Origin of the sequence: Kocuria sp. CPCC 205263 (genome assembly GCF_040981075.1) — a bacterium.
Taxonomy (GTDB): domain Bacteria; phylum Actinomycetota; class Actinomycetes; order Actinomycetales; family Micrococcaceae; genus Kocuria; species Kocuria rosea.
Window position 1 is genome coordinate 83692 of sequence record NZ_JAVKPV010000003.1, and the last position, 16404, is coordinate 100095.

Annotated in this window: 13 protein-coding genes and 1 pseudogene; 3 read left to right on the forward strand and 11 right to left on the reverse strand. The window is 69.0% G+C overall.

Translation table 11 applies throughout. The features are described 5' to 3' along the window. Positions 1 to 90 precede the first annotated feature (90 nt). From RF647_RS05130 to RF647_RS05170, 9 genes and pseudogenes are all read right to left on the reverse strand, one after another. Positions 91 to 1758 (reverse strand): serine/threonine-protein kinase, encoded by a 1668-nt coding sequence (locus RF647_RS05130; protein WP_368810780.1) that lies wholly within the window; start codon positions 1756 to 1758, stop codon positions 91 to 93. Positions 1759 to 1761: 3 nt separating this feature from the next. Further along, positions 1762 to 3624, reverse strand: coding sequence for a zinc-ribbon domain-containing protein (locus RF647_RS05135; protein WP_368810781.1), 1863 nt, complete (start codon positions 3622 to 3624; stop codon positions 1762 to 1764). A 966-nt stretch (positions 3625 to 4590) separates the two neighbouring features. After that, positions 4591 to 4767 (reverse strand): hypothetical protein, encoded by a 177-nt coding sequence (locus RF647_RS05140; protein ID WP_368811119.1) that lies wholly within the window; start codon positions 4765 to 4767, stop codon positions 4591 to 4593. 22 nt (positions 4768 to 4789) lie between these two features. Continuing rightward, positions 4790 to 5098: a hypothetical protein gene (locus RF647_RS05145; protein WP_368810782.1), complete on the reverse strand. Its 309-nt coding sequence runs from the start codon at positions 5096 to 5098 to the stop codon at positions 4790 to 4792. A gap of 58 nt (positions 5099 to 5156) precedes the next feature. Further along, positions 5157 to 5333, reverse strand: a pseudogene (locus RF647_RS05150) (IS110 family transposase); the annotation flags it as partial. Between the two features lie 253 nt (positions 5334 to 5586). After that, positions 5587 to 5778 (reverse strand): hypothetical protein, encoded by a 192-nt coding sequence (locus RF647_RS05155; protein ID WP_368810783.1) that lies wholly within the window; start codon positions 5776 to 5778, stop codon positions 5587 to 5589. Between the two features lie 458 nt (positions 5779 to 6236). Beyond that, positions 6237 to 6962, reverse strand: coding sequence for a TIGR02206 family membrane protein (locus tag RF647_RS05160; RefSeq protein WP_368810784.1), 726 nt, complete (start codon positions 6960 to 6962; stop codon positions 6237 to 6239). 54 nt (positions 6963 to 7016) lie between these two features. After that, entirely contained in the window at positions 7017 to 7439 is a 423-nt protein-coding gene (locus RF647_RS05165) for a hypothetical protein (RefSeq protein ID WP_368810785.1), read from the reverse strand. A gap of 140 nt (positions 7440 to 7579) precedes the next feature. After that, positions 7580 to 8212: a dihydrofolate reductase family protein gene (locus RF647_RS05170; protein WP_368810786.1), complete on the reverse strand. Its 633-nt coding sequence runs from the start codon at positions 8210 to 8212 to the stop codon at positions 7580 to 7582. Positions 8213 to 8517: 305 nt separating this feature from the next. On the opposite strand from RF647_RS05170, the gene RF647_RS05175 reads away from it, so the two are divergent. Further along, positions 8518 to 10026: an MFS transporter gene (locus RF647_RS05175; RefSeq protein WP_368810787.1), complete on the forward strand. Its 1509-nt coding sequence runs from the start codon at positions 8518 to 8520 to the stop codon at positions 10024 to 10026. A 99-nt stretch (positions 10027 to 10125) separates the two neighbouring features. On the opposite strand, the gene RF647_RS05180 is transcribed toward RF647_RS05175, so the two are convergent. Continuing rightward, positions 10126 to 11106: a patatin-like phospholipase family protein gene (locus tag RF647_RS05180; protein WP_368810788.1), complete on the reverse strand. Its 981-nt coding sequence runs from the start codon at positions 11104 to 11106 to the stop codon at positions 10126 to 10128. 497 nt (positions 11107 to 11603) lie between these two features. On the opposite strand from RF647_RS05180, the gene RF647_RS05185 reads away from it, so the two are divergent. Further along, the gene (locus tag RF647_RS05185; protein WP_368810789.1) at positions 11604 to 12560 is read left to right on the forward strand and encodes a M12 family metallopeptidase; all 957 of its coding nucleotides are present in this window, start codon (positions 11604 to 11606) and stop codon (positions 12558 to 12560) included. Positions 12561 to 12665: 105 nt separating this feature from the next. Then, positions 12666 to 14873 carry a catalase/peroxidase HPI gene (katG, locus tag RF647_RS05190; RefSeq protein ID WP_368810790.1) on the forward strand — a complete coding sequence of 736 codons (2208 nt, stop codon included), beginning with the start codon at positions 12666 to 12668 and terminating at the stop codon, positions 14871 to 14873. Here the strand turns inward: katG and RF647_RS05195 are convergent. Then, on the reverse strand, positions 14842 to 16344 hold the full coding sequence (locus tag RF647_RS05195; protein ID WP_368810791.1) for an FAD-dependent monooxygenase: 1503 nt from the start codon (positions 16342 to 16344) through the stop codon (positions 14842 to 14844). The two genes, katG and RF647_RS05195, sit on opposite strands and share 32 nt — an antisense overlap. Positions 16345 to 16404 lie beyond the last annotated feature (60 nt).

The window sequence follows — 16404 nt, forward strand, 5'->3', positions numbered from 1 at the left end:
GGGTGGACACTGGACATGCGCTTGCTCCGATGCATGCTCAGCGCCGCCCGGGGGAACGGCGGCGGCAGATGGCCGGGCAGAGCATGTCATTCATTCCTTCCGGCGCAGGGAGTCGGCGACCTCGTCGAAGATTTCTCGGTGTTCGTCGAACAACTTCACGGGGGCGAAGAACACGAGAAACCCGACCGGGTCGGTCTCCACGACGAAAACTCGGACCTGCAGCGTGGCGGTGTCTGACAGGGGGATCGTCCCTTCCATGCGCTGTCCCTTGACATTCCCCACGGTGGCCTCGCCCTGGTCCCTGAGTGTCGCGTCACCGCCGGGCAGAAGTGCCTCGGCAGTGACGAGGTTGGCAGATGCAGATTGACCGCTCCGGCCCGCTCCACCGTGGTAGACGGCGACCCCGACCACGCTGGATGGATCCTCGGCGACCTGCTCCGCGGCAAGAGCCGGAGCGCCCGGTTGATCGGCGAAAAGTGCTGTGAGGTCGTACTCGGACAACACGCTGACGGTGCTGTCACCTGTCCCGCTGGTGCGGTGCCCCCAGTTGTGAGGGACATTGAGTGTGAAGGGGACGCCTTCAGCTCGGAATGGCACAGGCTTGTTCCACGGGAGCATCGGCGAGAACAGCAGGCCGGCGGCGCAGAGGAGGACGACCACAGCACTCAGTGCCACCAGCCACCTGGCACGTCTCCGCCGAGGGGCCTCTTCCCAGCGACCGGACCCGGTGCGTCGATGGGCAGGGCCAGCGGCACGCGAGGGGTCGGTATGCCGTCCTGAGGCGCGGAAGAAACGTGCAGCGGCGGAGGCGTCGTCGGTGCCCTCATCGTCCGGTAGGGCGGCAACAGGTCCGATCTCGCTGTCCGCATCGTCCGTTGGGAACGCCCACGGCGGTGGACCGCCGGTGAACGCGTCGTCGGACATCATCGCCACGAGCGCACCGCACGTGGGTGGTCGGTCGTCGCGTTGTTTGGCCATGCCGGCGACGATGGCGAGTTCGACGCTGATGGGGATGTCTGGTCGTTCCCTGGACAGGCGTGGTGGCTCCTCGGCCACGTGCGCCCACAGCTGCGCGGAATCGTCGTCGTGCTCGAACGGCGGGTGGCCGGTGAACAGCGTGTACGCCAGACACGCCAAGGCATACACATCCACCCGACCATCGACATCCTCACCACGAATTTGCTCGGGTGCGACGTAGTCCAGGGTGCCGAGGAAGTGACCTGCCGTCGTGACACCAGTGGCGGAAGTGGTGCGCTTGGTGAGGCCGAAGTCGGTGAGGTAGACGTGCCGGTGACCGTCCACCCGATCCTCGGAGAGCAGGACGTTGCCGGGCTTGACGTCTCGATGGACGAGTCCGGCCGCGTGCGCGGCATCAAGGGCATCGGCGACTTCTGTGAGGATTCGCAACGCCTCGGTGAGCGACAGCGGGCCTCGGACGTCGATCTCCGCTTTCAAATCTGTGCCGCGCACGTAGCGCATGGCAATGTACAGCAGTCCCGACCACTCTCCAGCGCCGTAGATCGGCAAGATATTGGGATGGTCGACGGAGGCGGCAAGCTTTGATTCGCGGATGAACCGCTGTCGGAACTTCTCGTTGGCCGAAAGCTCAGGGGCGAGGAGCTTGAGGGCGACGGGGCGGTTAAGCTGGATGTCGAACGCCCGGTAGACGACGCCCATGCCGCCGCGGGCAATCAGCGACTGGATCCGGTAACCGGCGATCTCGGTCTCGGGATCAAGGTAGTCCTGCCGGCGCTCCACGGCTCAGCCAACCGGATGACCGCAGTAGGCACAGAAGCGAGCTCCCTGTGACAACGACCGGCCGCACTGGGTGCAGAACCCCGGGGTGAATCCGCCGCCGGCGCGGGGTGGTACGTGGCCCGCTGCGTGTCCCTCCTTGCCATTCGACGTCGGGGTCGCCTGCACATCCGCATCCGGAGCCGATGGTGCTTCCCCTGAAGGCGCGGGGGAGTGCGGCTCGCCCGGCACATGGTACTCAGCGGACCGCGTCCAGGTGGTCGACTCCGACCGCTCGCGACTATGCGGTGCTCGGCCACCTGTCTGCTCACGCTCCATCCCTGCCGCTGCCGACCGCGCAGGCATCTCCTCGTTGCCGCTGGGCTGGTCCTTCGAGGCCTGGATCACCGACGACGCCGCCACGGCAGAGGCAGATGCCCGGCGATTTCCGGTGGCTGAGGCGCTGTTGCCGCCGGTGGGGCCTGGCCCGGAGCGGCCTGGGGGATTTCCGGTGGCTGAGGCGCTGTTGCCGCCGGTGGGGCCTGGCCCGGAGCGGCCTGGGGGATTTCCGGTGGCTGAGGCGCTGTTGCCGCCGGTGGGGCCTGGCCCGGAGCGGCCTGGGGGATTTCCGGTGGCTGAGGCGCTGTTGCCGCCGGTGGGGCCTGGCCCGGAGCGGCCTGGGGGATTTCCGGTGGCTGAGGCGCTGTTGCCGCCGGCCGGGCCCGACCGGGACCGGCCCCGGCGACGCATGACGGTGGCGACGGCGATGCCCGCGAGGAGCAGGATTCCGGCGAGGACGGGCAGGAAAGCGGCTCGCAGTGAACCCTGCGGGCTCCTGTCCGCAGTGCCCCCATCCGGATCACTGATCGCCTGCTCGTCCGCTATGGCGCGGGCCTGATCGAGGTGACCTTTGGCAAGGGCGGATTCGTAGTACGTCAGGGCCTCCTCGAGAGCGCTTACTGATCCGTCCGGATTACCGGCCGAGAGGTGGTCGATGCCCCTACGGAACACGGCATCGAATTTCGATGACGACGCCTCTACGCCCTCCTCCTCCATCGCTGCTTGGATGTCCGCGGCCGGCACGAACGTCGCCGATCCGTCCTGCTCGAGAGGCCCTGCAAGACCGATGATCTGACCGGTCGTCCGATCGACCACCGGGCCTCCGGAGACGCCGGCGTCCAACGGCGGGGCCAGTTCATCCGGTGATTCAATGCGGCCGGCCGCCGTGTCCACCGACGACGGGATCTCCGCCGGGCCGGCCTCGGTCGTCGGCCTTTCGGTAAAGCCGAGGAGCGCAGTGTCCGCGTCGGGCACCGCGTCGGACGCGGCGAGCTGGGCGGTAGGAGCTCCGCCACCGCCGCTGATCCGCAGTAGCGCCACGTCTCCGGGATCGGACGGGGCGTTGAGCAGCTCGGCATTCACGCCACCGGACTCGGCGGTATAGGTGCGCACGTGGTATTGCGGGACGTGGAAGAGGATGCAGTGCGTCACCTGGTCATAGCAGTGCTGCAGGTGCGGTGCCCAGTAGGGATCAGTCGTGTAGCCCCGGCGAGCCGGATCTCCGTCGTTTCCGAGGATCGGCACACGCATCTCTGTGGCGAAGAGCTCGTTTCCGGCATACACGGCCACTGCGTCCTCGTCCACGTCAAGGTTCTCCCAGGTCGTGGCCACGATACCGTCCGCGGAGGTCATCACACCGGTGGCGGACCCCAGGGGCACGGTGGACCGGCCGCGGTCGATCTCTACCTCACCGGTGGTGTGGTCAACGTGGGCGATCTCGGCGACCGCACGGAGTTCGATCCGTACGAGCGCGGCCTTGGTCCCTTCCGTGCGGCTGTAGAGCGTGTCCGAGGGGGATGGGGCGGGAGCGACTGCCCCTGTCAGAGTCATCGCGGCGACTATGCCCAGGGGAATGGGGAGGCGAGAAGAGTTCCTCAGGACCTTGCGGAGCCTGTCCGTGGGAATATGCGTCATTGCAGGCGTCCCCTTCCGGATGTGTCAATAAGTCCCCGAAGCGACCCGCATCGGGGAAGAGGAAAGCGCGTATCGCGGTGGCTTTGTTGCTTTTGCGAAATCAGGAGCAGTGATGAAACGACCGGTCACGGGACGTATTGTGGAATATCCGGCACCAAGGGCCCCTAGGACGCGTTGCAAAGCTCTGCAAACCCTCCTCGACAATCGGCCCACGCACCGCGTCGAATGAGTCACAGCGACCCCCGCAACAGGGCGTTCCCCTCTGGGTCGCCGGCTCGGGTCATCCTGGACGTCAACGAATGCTCGCACCAGAATCCGTATCGGCGCGTCGCCGACCACTGAGAATTCGTCGTCCACAGGCGACGAATGCTCCGTGTGGGCGTACATCTCCGTGGGCGCAGCCCTACGGGCGACGAGGAACACCGCGAGGTCCGCCGGCGGGAACAATCCGATCCATGATGTAACTGTAGCCATTGATAAGAGGCGGCTGACAGTCCGGTTGGCTCTGTGACTGTGATTTTTCACTTACCCGCTTTGAATCAATACCTTTTGGATCAGTACCTGCGGTGGCATAATGAACAAACGCAAAGTGAATTAGGATGGCCGCACCGATAGGTGACACATGATGCTCCTATGCGTGTCAAGCGGCGGTGAGCCAGGCCCGGTAGGCGGTGGCTAGTTCCGCGTTGGGGCGTTTGCCGCGTTCGAGTTGGCTCAGCCGGGTTGGTTCTGCTCCGATGCTCATCGCAGCCTGGGTCAGGGGGGCTGCTCGCTGGTGCCGGAGGTCTCGAAGGTCCTCGGTCGCAGGCACCGGTTCGGGGTGGACGATGAGGTGGAATGCCTCCCGAGCGATCACACGTTTGAGGCACCGCAGGACGTCCTTCATCGACTTCCCGTTGGCACGCAATCGCCCCGCACAGCCCCTCGTGTGTTCGTCGTTGGACAGGCGCACCAGGGCGATCTGGTGCGGAGTCCGTTCGCTTGCCGGTCCCCGCCGCGGTTGAGGCGGTACCGGTTCGTTTTCCCCGACGACGCCGGGATCGGTGAGGCCCCGCACAGCGCGGCGAAAGTGCCTTCCGCGTTACAGCCGCTCGGGGTTGGCCCCGGCGGTGACCAACAGGGTCGCGGTGGTGATCACTCCGTATCCCCTTCTCGCGATCATCGCCAGCGCTGCACGGCCGACGAGGACACGCAGATCGTCCTCGAGCTCGGTGATCTCGACGGTGAGGTACTGGTGCCGGCGTGCGAGTCGACGCAGGGCGTGACCGGTGGCTGTGGTCACCGCTCCGGTGGCTGGCCCCGGACGGGTGGAGGCCAAGGCCTTGACCAGGAAGCGCCCGTTCAGCCCCTCCCCGCGGGTCCTGATCGCCTCGAGCGCGGTGATCAGCATGGACTTGGATTCGGCGGATCACCGCGACGCGGGCCTTGATCGCGCTGCGCCGCACGCCCAGCAGCACACGGATCTGCTCGATGACCCCCTCCCCTGTCTTGGTCATCGGCAGGGTATCCGATTGGGCCAGAGCCTGCGCAGCGGCGGCGTAGGCATCGATCGGATCGGACTTCCCGTGCCGGCGTCGGGCCCGTCGGGGCCGGACGACCTCGCGGATCTCGACCCCTTGGCTCATGAGGTACCGGGCCAGGCCGGCGCCGTAGGAGCTGGTACCCTCGACACCGGCCCGCGGGCGGATCAACTGGATGACAAGCGCTGCTGGCTGTCAATTGCCTACAGAGTCACACGCGCCGATGATGAAGACGCTTCCATCATCAACGTCACCTACCCGTGTTTCAGTCTCCTTTGCATGGCGATGTGGTCGAGGTGCTATTGCAGATAGAGCGCGGCCTGCTCATGGGAGCGGGACGCGTCGAAGGCTGTCTGCTTCACGCTGCCACGTCCATTTCGGTGAGTTCACCGCGAACGTCCTCACCATCCGGGTGGACGAAGTGGCGCTTCCCCTTCTCGATCAGCGACACGAGGTCCCGTAGCGTACGCCTGACTGTTGCGAGCCACACCGGATCCACTGCGGTCCACGCCCCGTCGTGGGGTCCCATGGCCAGGACGGCGTCGATCACGCAGGGCTGTGCCGCGATCTTTGGGACAATTCCCGGGCCCTGGAGCGCCGAAGCGATCTTCCCGCACGGATCCTGGGGGCACGGCTCTGTCCCCGAGGAGGACTCCCTGCGGGCCGCGGCCGTCCTGACGAACAGTGAACTCGACTTCTGGGCCCGCTACAGCGTTCGTTGCGACACTTGTGGAACCCGACGGGCGCATCCGGTCCGAGGGGTCCCGCAGACGGACACGGCGAGGCTTCGCGATGGGGGGGGCGGGAACGGAACACAGGCCTGCCATTCGGCAGGGGTGAAGGATGGGCACTGCGACGCTCGTCGGCGTCACTTCACCGGCGACGAGCAACTCGCACTTCTCGCTATGGGCGAGAACCCACACACCACTGCGCCGGGCCGTCCCCGAGGGGCTGGCCACTTGTTGGTGCGCCGGTGGGCCGGACTCGATGGCCTGTGGCCGTGCTGCCTCAGCCTTCCGCACCGACCCGGGTCTCGGCCGCGCTCGGCCTCCGGCTCGTCCACGGCCAGGTGATGAGCGCCCAGGCCACGGCGATGACGAGGAACTCCACCAGCAGGTACCACGGCCAAGGCCCGAACAGATCGAGGATCGAGGGGTTGTCCGGCTTGCCGTTGAGGAAGCCGTAATTGGTCCCCAGCCAGTTGTTGAGTCCGAAGGCAGCCATGGCCCACGTGACGGTGACGATCATGGCCAGGCGGTAGCTGCCCCAGGCGATGCGGCCGCCGCGTCCCCAGATCAGGTACAGGGTGGCCCAGAGGACCAGGATGTGCTGGACCCAGAGGTCGATGAAGTCGATGTGGGGGAAGTCCGGCGAGTCGAGTGCAGGGGTGAGGATGGCCTGCGGGTTGAGAGTCAGTCCCCAGTAGTAGGTGAGCGCCGTCGCCCAGCGGGCCCGTGTCCACAGGGCGATGACAGCGACCATCCACGCGAGGTCCGAGAGATGGACCGGCAGAGAGATGTGGACGTCGAAATTGTCCGGCACCGACCGGTAGACGAGCATCGTCACCGTGTACGTGGTCAGCACCGCGGCGAAAGCCCGAGAAAAAACCACCTCGGCCGCGGAATCCCGAAGGCGGCGGCCCAGCATCACCACGAGCACAGCCCCGAGGACGCAGACGCCCAGAGCAGCCCAGTGAGTAGGGCCGTAAGGTACGAAGACCTCCTCGTTCGGCATCGCCGTCCCCCCTCCACCGGATCTCCTGGGTGGTGCGCCCGTGGCACCAGAACATCAGATCCGGTCGTCCAGGGCCACGGGCGGGGCAATGTGGACCGGAACCGGCGCCGGGCCGCCGTCCCAGCTCTTGACCTTGCCCTGACCGATGCTGCGAGTCACGGAGACCAACTGGTAGGGCCTCTTGGCACGGGGTCGCGTGTCACGCCGGAGCAGCGCCACCCATCCTTCGCCGGCAACGTCGACCTGCTTCAAGGGCCGGGTGAGATAGCTGACAACCGTCGGAGGCGTGGTGGATCGATCGATGCGGACCCCGCCGACGAGACCGGTGTTGAAATCGCGGGTCCATGCGTTCTTCGCCGGCGTGGCCGAGGCAATGTGCTCTGCGAACTCCGACGGCACCACGAAGGTCGCCATCCTGCCTTCCACACCCTGCAGCCGCAACGGCACCCGGTACCGCCGTGCCTCCAGCTCGTCCATCCCAGGCCCTTCTTCGCGGGTTCGGACGGCCGCATTATAGCGGATCCCTCTGGATGTCTTCCTCCACGTGATCGACGCGGCGGCGGCACCGGTCACCCGGAGGCCCGGTTGCAGGTGAGAGAGATACGGAGATCAGGGCGTCACGGAGTCGTTTCCTGCGCCGGCTGGGAGACGTCCACGCCGGTGACCGGGTCGCCGGCCCGCTCGTAGACGAGCGAAACCGCTCCCTTCGGGAACGCCCGCGGCGGCTGCGCCAGGGTGAAGGCGGCCGGGACGGTGCCGTCGCCGAAGACGCGCTTGCCCGAGCCCAGCACCAGCGGATAGAGGAGCAGGTTCAGCCGGTCGACGAGGTCCTCCCTCAGCAGCGTGCGCACGAGGTCGCCGCTGCCGATGACGTGGATCTCGTCGAACCGGTCCATGAGGGCGCGCACCTCGGCAGCGACCTCCGTCAGCACCGTGGTTCCCTCCCACGACGGGTCGGTCAGCGTGCGGGACACGACGAACTTCGGCACCGTGTTGAACTTCGCGGCGATCGGGTCAGCGTCGCCGTGGTCCGGCCAGTAGCCGGCGAAGATGTCGTAGGTCCGGCGACCGAGCAGCAGCGCGTCGATGCGCTCGATCCCGGCGCCGATCGTCGCGCCCGATTCGTCGTCGAAGTACGCCCCCTGCCAGCCGCCGAGATCGAAGCCGCCCGCACGGTCCTCGTCGGGCCCGCCCGGAGCCTGGTAGACGCCGTCGAGGGTGAGGAAGAGGTCGACCTGGATGATGCCCATGATGTGGTCCTCCGGTGTGCTCCGACGACATCCGTGGTGCCCAGTTTTTCGCCACGGGATCCGGGGGTCAACCCGTTGCCCCCCGGATGACGGCGCGCGCACGCGCGAGCGGGAATCCTCGTGCGTCCTCAGCACGAAGCGCGGGCTCGTCGGCCTCGGAACGGCGGGTTTGTTCGGCGGGGGATCGTCCGGTGCGGCGTGCTCGGCCGGACCCAGGGGTGGAGGGTCGCCGGGCGGTCACGGCGGTGTTCTGCCGTCGGCTCCGAGCCGTTAGCCTGTCCGCGCCCGTCACTAGACTGAGCCGCATGAACGAGCAGGAACCGGGCCGGTCCCGGGCCGCCTCGGCACCCGCAGGCCGTGCGGCACTTCCCGCGGACGCGACCGCCACGTCCGCTCCGATCGATGCCGCCGAGGGGCCGACGCTGGTCGATCCCGAGGCCGTGGACACCTCGGTGCGCAGCCCGGCGCAGCGGTCCCGCACCTTCGCCGGGATCCTGGTGAACACCGCCCTCGCCAACATCACGACCAGCTACCTGTGGTTCGCCCTGACGTTCTGGGTGTACCTGGAGACGCGCAACGTGATCGCCACCGGGGTGGTCGGCGGCGCCTACATGCTGCTCATCGCGCTCTCCAGCATCAGCTTCGGCACCTTCGTGGACCGCTACCGCAAGCTCGCCGTGATGCGCTTCGCCGCAGCCTTCACCCTGGTGATGTTCGTGCTGGCGGGCATCCTGTTCCTCCTCGCCCCGGCGGCCTCGATGGCGGACCTGACCCGCCCGTGGATCTGGGTCTTCGCCCTGGTCGTCCTGATCGGGGCGGTGGTCGAGAACATGCGCAACATTGCCCTGTCCACCACGGTCACGATCCTCATCGAACCGGACCGGCGCGCCAACGCCAACGGCCTGGTGGGCATGGTGCAGGGCCTGATGTTCATCGTGACCTCGGTGCTCTCCGGGCTGTCGGTCGGACTGCTGGGCATGGGCTGGACGGTCGTGGTCGCCGTGGCCCTCACGGCCGTGGCCTTCGGGCACCTGCTGACCCTGCGCATGCCCGAGGAGGTGCGCGCCGCGGCCACGGACGCCCACGGCAGCTTCGACTTGCGGGGGGCGTTCGCCGCCGTGCTGGCCGTGTCCGGGCTGTTCGCGCTGATCCTGTTCTCGACGTTCAACAACTTCATCGGCGGCGTCTACATGGCCCTGATGGACCCGTACGGTCTGGAGATGTTCCCCGTGGAGATCTGGGGCGCGGTCTTCGCGCTCGGCGCCACCGGCTTCATCGTGGGCGGGGCGCTGATCGGCAAGTTCGGGCTGGGGTCCAATCCGTTGCGCACCATGTTGTTCGCGGTGATGGCGATGGGCGTGCTCGGCGCGGTGTTCACCGTGCGGGAGTGGGCCTGGCTGTACGTCCTGGGCATCTGGCTATACATGGTGCTCTTCCCCTTCGTGGAGGCGGCGGAACAGACGGTCATCCAGCGGGTCGTGCCGCTGGAGCGACAGGGGCGTGTCTTCGGCTTCGCCATGGCGTTCGAGTCCGCGGCGGCGCCGGTCACCGCGTTCCTCATCGCACCGATCGCCCAGTTCTGGATCATCCCGTACGCGCGGTCCGCGGAGGGCAGCGTCCAGCTGGCCCCGCTGCTCGGCGAGGGCACCTCGCGCGGCATCGCCCTGGTGTTCCTGGTGGCCGGCATCGTCATGGTCGCCGCCGCGCTGCTGGCCTTCCTGACCCCGGTCTACCGCCGGGTCTCGGCGTCGTACGCCCAGGTTGCGGCGGAGGACGCCGCGGACGGCGTCACTGCCTCCCCGTCCTCCGGATGAACGAGTCCCACGGCCGGCCCGGTGAGCCCGGGCTTCCGGTCGGCGGGCGGGACGGGGCCAGCACTCTGGCTCGACCGCATCGGCAGGCCCTGGCACGCCTCAGCGGTGGGCGGCGATGTAGGCGTCGAAGTCCCACGGCGGTCGGGTGGGCGAGCCGTCGAGGAACTTCTCGGCGGCCGCCCGGCCGCTGCGGTAGAGGAAGTCCCGGTCGTCGTCGGTGAGGTTGAAGTCGGTGGCTCGGATGGTGCCGGTGTCGACGAAGATCGTGCGGGCCTGGGCGTCGGGGGACTCGATGTGCATCTGGTCGTAGAAGCCGGTCATGGTCTTGAGCATGGCCCGGCTCATGCTCACCGGCCCCTTGATCGGGTACCCCGTGCCCTGGACCGCGTCCGGATGGGCCGAGAGCTTGATGCCCAGCGTGGGCCACCTCGGAACGGTGCCCGGCGGGGCGTCGAAGGCGGCGATCGGGAAGTTGGAGAGCATGCCACCGTCGACCAGCCAGGCCTTCTTTCCGTCGGCGGTGTCCCAGCGGACGGGCCGGTAGAAGAACGGGATGGACATCGAGGCCCGGACCGCCTCGACCACGTGCTGGGCGCCCCGGTCGCGGCCGAAGTCGTCGTAGTCCCAGGGGAGGTAGCGCAACCGGCCCCTGCTGATGTCCGAGGCGGTGACCACCAGCCGGTAGGACCGCTCCGGGGCGGGGGGCCGTTCGTCGTCGGTGTAGGGCAGGTCGGCGAAGGTCCGCACCCCGTACTCGTCGAGCTGGGACTGCAACCAGGATCGGAGGTGCTCGCCGAGGTAGATGCCGTTGCGGGCGAGGATCCCTGCGGCCTTGCCCGCGGTGTAGCGCGTGAGGCGGGAGCCGTCGCGGAAGTCCGGGTACTGGACGGAGCCGATGATGTCCACCAGCTTCGTCGCCGGTGCGCCGGCGGCGACCAGGGCCCCGACGATCGCTCCGGCGGAGGTGCCGGCGACCCGTTTGAAGCGGTAGCCGTGCTCCTCGAGGACCTCGATGGACCCGACCAGGGCGATGCCCTTGACGCCCCCGCCCTCCAGCACCAGGTCGGCATACCGTTCCATGCTGTCCACGCCCCTTCGGCAGGTTCGATCCCCGAGGTCAGTACAGCAAATGCCGTGCGGGCACGGAACGGCTGTCCGATATCGGGCCCCGTGTGACGGGAAAGAAATCGCCGGACGACAATCAGCGGTCGGAGGAAATTCCCGGCATTCCCGTCAGCACACCGAAACACGCCCTGACCAGGGCACGAACCCGTGCACCGGAATTCTTCATCTCGGCGTCACATGGTCACAGCCGCAGCACAGGAACGTCCGTCTGCTATGACGAGCGACCCACCCGTGATTATGTCGATGCACATCACTCCGCCGGTATTCTCCGTACGCCGCAAGAAAGCGCTGGAGAACGGTTGCCGGGGGTCCTCCTGCCACCCCGAACGGGACGTGCGGGATTCGAGATCACACGACAGGCGCTTGTCCAGGAGCCGAGAACGATGAATTCCTCAGTTCGTCCCTACTGTGCTGCCAAGCCGCGCATCGTGCGTCCCCTCCCGGAGGGGCTGGTGGGCATCAGACAGCGCCTCGTCCGGGTGATGGCCCAAAAGTGGGTCAACGGGACAGTGCTCCGCTACGCGTTCCGGGAGGGCCCCGAGCCTCAGCGCCAGGCGGTGCGCAGCGCCTTCCGGGAGTGGAAGGACCTGGAGATCGGCCTCGGATTCCAGGAGGTGGACGAGCCGGGGGAGGCCGAGGTCAGGATCTCCTTCGACCAGGCCGACGGGTCGTGGTCCTACCTGGGCAGGGACGTCCTGACGATCGGCACCCAGGACGCGACCATGAACTTCGGCTGGGACCTGACCGACGAGTACGGGCGGACCACGGCGCTGCACGAGATCGGCCACACGATGGGCCTGCCCCATGAGCACCAGAACCCGTTCGCCGGGATCGTCTGGGACGAGGCGAAGGTCTACGCGTTCTTCGCCGGGGCACCGAACCACTGGTCCCCGGAGACCACGCACCACAACGTCCTGCGCAAACTGGGCCAGGACGAGGTGGAGGGCTCGACCTGGGACCCCGACTCGGTGATGCAGTACTCCTTCCCCGGAGGCCTCATCAAGGAACCCGCCCGCTACCAACCTGGCATCAGCCCTCCGGGCGGCCTGTCAGCCAAGGACCAGGACTGGGCGCGGAAGTTCTACCCAGTCCTGCCGGACGTCCTCCCGACGCTCGAGCCATTCCGGTCCACGCCCCTGACCCTGGTCCCGGGGCAGCAGGCGGACTTCGAGATCACCCCCGACCTGTCGCGGAAGCACCAGATCGCCACCTTCGGGACGGCGGACACCACCCTGGTGCTCTTCGAGGAGGTCGACGGAGAGCTGCGCTTCCTCGCCGGCGACGACGACAGCGGGGAGGACCGCAACTCCACCCTGTCGGCGAAGCTCTTCCGGGAGAGGCGGTACGTCGTCCGCGTCAGGCTCGCATGGGCAGGACAGTCCGGGGACACCGCCATCATGTGCTGGTAGCCGGGGCGAGACCGGCTCGGTCACCCGAGCGGCGCTCCTTGGCCCAGCACCCCACCCGCCCGCCGCCGGCCCCGGACCGGTACCGCCATCCTGGAAGGAAGACCCATGTCCCAGGCGCCTGATGCTCCCGTGCACGGCAGCGAGAGCGAGAACCCGGCGATCGATGCGCCCACCCCCAAGACCGGTCAGCCGCGGACGGTCCAGGACTGGTGGCCCAACCAGCTGGACCTGAACGTCCTGCGGAAGCACTCGACCACGACCGACCCGCTGGGCCCCGACTTCGACTACGCGAAGGAGTTCGCGACGCTCGACGTCGAGGAGCTCAAGCGCGACCTCGTCGAGCTCATGACCACCTCGCAGGACTGGTGGCCAGCCGACTTCGGGCACTACGGAGGGCTGTTCATCCGGATGAGCTGGCACTCGGCCGGCACCTACCGGATCGCGGACGGCCGCGGGGGTGCCGGGGAGGGCGCCCAGCGGTTCGCCCCGCTCAACAGCTGGCCGGACAACGCCAACCTGGACAAGGCCCGGCGCCTGCTGTGGCCGGTCAAGCAGAAGTACGGCCGGAAGATCTCGTGGGCCGACCTGCTGGTGCTCGCCGGGAACGTCGCACTCGAGTCGATGGGCTTCCGGACGTTCGGCTTCGGCTTCGGGCGCGAGGACGTGTGGGAGCCCGAGGAGATGTTCTGGGGCCCGGAGGACGCCTGGCTCGGCGACGAGCGCTACGCCGGTGACCGCGAGCTCTCGGGCCCGCTGGCCGCGGTCCAGATGGGGCTGATCTACGTCAACCCCGAGGGCCCCGGCGGAAACCCCGACCCGCTCGCGTCGGCCCGGGACATCCGCGACACGTTCGGCCGCATGGCGATGAACGACGAGGAGACGGTCGCGCTGATCGCCGGCGGGCACTCCTTCGGGAAGACCCACGGAGCCGGGCCCGCCGATCACGTGGGCCCCGAGCCCGAGGCATGTCCGGTCACGGGGCAGGGCCTGGGCTGGAGGAGCAGCTACGGGACGGGCAAGGGGCCGGACACGATCACCAGCGGTCTGGAGGTGACCTGGACCAGCACCCCGACCCAGTGGGGCAACGGCTTCTTCGGCAACCTGTTCGGCCACGAGTGGGAGCTGACCGAGAGCCCCGCCGGGGCCCACCAGTGGGTCGCCGAGGACGCGACCGAGACTGTCCCGGACGCCTTCGACCCGGGGCGGAAGCACCGGCCGACGATGCTGACGACCGATCTCGCGCTCCGGGCGGACCCGGTGTACGAGAAGATCTCGCGGCGGTTCCACGAGCACCCGGACGAGTTCGCGGAGGCGTTCGCCAAGGCCTGGTACAAGCTTCTGCACCGCGACATGGGCCCGGTCACGCGCTTCCTGGGGCCGTGGGTCCCGGAGCCGCAGCTGTGGCAGGACCCGGTCCCGGCGGTCGACCACGAGCTCGTCGGGGACGACGATGTCGCCGCCCTGAAGGAGACCCTCCTCGGCTCGGGGCTGACCGTGGCGCAGCTGGCCTCCACCGCGTGGGCCTCCGCGGCGAGCTTCCGGGGCACCGACAACCGGGGCGGGGCCAACGGCGCCCGCATCCGGCTCGAGCCGCAGCGCGGCTGGGAGGTGAACGAGCCGGAGCGGCTGGCCGAGGTGCTGCGCGTCCTCGAGCAGGTCCGGAAGGACTTCAACGGCGGTCGGTCCGACGGCACGAGGATCTCGCTGGCCGACCTGATCGTGCTCGGCGGCTGCGCGGCCGTCGAGCGCGCGGCCCGGAACGCCGGCCACCCGGCCCAGGTCCCGTTCCGGCCCGGGCGCACGGACGCCGCGCAGGAGCAGACCGACGTCGAGTCCTTCGCCGTGCTGGAGCCGCAGGCCGACGGCTTCCGGAACTTCGTGCAGTCCGACGCGCGGCTCTCACCCGAGACGCTGCTGCTCGACCGCGCGTACATGCTCAACCTCACCGCCCCCGAGATGACGGTCCTGGTCGGCGGCATGCGGAGCCTGGGGACGAACCACGGGCAGTCGGAGCACGGCGTCCTCACCGACCGGAAGGAGGCGCTGACCAACGACTTCTTCGTCAATCTCCTCGCGGCCGGCACGCAGTGGAGGGCGGCGGAGTCCTCGGAGGACGTCTTCGAGATCCGCGATCTCGCCACTGACGAGCTCAGGTGGACGGCCACCGCCGCCGACCTGGTCTTCGGCTCGCACTCCCAGCTGCGGGCGATCTCGGAGGTCTACGCCGGCGACGACGCACAGGAGAAGTTCGTGCGCGACTTCGTCGCCGCGTGGGTCAAGGTCATGGAGCTCGACCGGTTCGATCTGCGCTGACGGCACGGGCCCCCGCCGGCGGACCGCACCAAGTGGTGAGCGCGGCCTCGAGCCCTGACGTGTCGCCCTCGCCCACCCAGGCCACGTGCCCGTCCGGCCGGATCAGCACCGCGGTGGGCGGGGTGACCGGCCCGAGCACCGGAAGCTCCCAGCGGCCGTGGTGCGCGGCGGTGACCAGTCGCACGCGGTCCGCCCAGCGCCCGATGTCGACACCGCCGGGCGTGCCGAGCTCGAGCAGCACCGGACGTGCCGCGTGCAGGAGGGCGAAGACCCGCGCCGGGCCGCCGGCCGTGCGGAGGTCGAGATCCGGCACGCGCCGCCCGAGCAGCGGGTGTCCCGCGCCGAGGTCGTAGTGGATGTCCAGGCCGGACATCGTCGCCGCGTACCGCCGGCGCGGCTCGTCCATGGCCAGGAGCTCGGCGACCGTCCCGCCCACGGCCCGGACGCGGTCGTCGGGGCGGCGCAGCGCGACCTGCGCCATGGTGAGGCGCAGCACGCGGGCGGCCACCGGGTGGCGTTCGGCGTGGTAGCTGTCCAGGAGATCCTCCGATGAGGTCCCTCCGACGACCTGGGCCAGCTTCCAGCCCAGGTTCACCGCGTCCTGCACCCCGGTGTTGAGGCCCTGCCCACCGTCCGGGGCGTGCACGTGCGCGGCGTCGCCGGCCAGCAGGACGCGCCCGTTCCGGTAGGACGCCGCCTGCCGGGTCGTGTCGGTGAACCGCGTGATCCAGGTGGGGCTGTGCACCCCGTAGTCCGTCCCGTACACCGCGACGAGCGCCGCGCGGAGATCGCGCAGGGTGGGCTCACGGCCGGGCCCCACGCGGCGCTCGGTCACCATGACCCCCGCCGGCCCTCCGTCCTGGGGCCGGCGGAAGGCGTGCTTGCCGACGGCGTCCTGGTGGATGCCCCACTCCGGCTCCTCGGTCAGCTCCACCTCGGCGAGCAGACTGCTCGTCGTCGGGTCCCACCCGGGGAACCCGATGCCCGCCGCCTTCCGGACCCGGCTCCGCCCTCCGTCGCACCCGACGACGTACTGCGCCCGCAGCGGCCGGCCGTCGGGCCGCTCGACGTCGACGCCCGTGCCGTCCTGGGCCACGCCCGTCACCTCGTGCCCGTAGCGGACCGGCACCCCCAGCTCGCCGATCCAGCCGGCCAGGAGCCGCTCGATGTGGTTCTGCCACAGCGCGAGACCGTAGGGGTGTCGGGTGGGGAAGTCGCTGATGTCCAGGGGGGTGCCGGCGAACCCGGCGACCTGGGCGGTCGTGCCCTCAGCGAGGAACCGGTCGGCGACGCCGCGCTGGTCGAGGACCTCGATGGTCCGCGCGTGCAGCCCGCCCGCGCGCGAGCCGACGAGCTCGTGACCGGTCCTCCGCTCGAGGACGACGACGTCGACCCCCGCCAGCGCCAGCTCTCCCGCCAGCATCAGACCCGTCGGCCCGCCGCCGACGACCACCACCTCGTGCTCGTCCATCTGCTGCCCCTCCGTCCGCAGGTGCCGCTCCCGGCCCGAGCATTCTGCGGCGCGACCGGG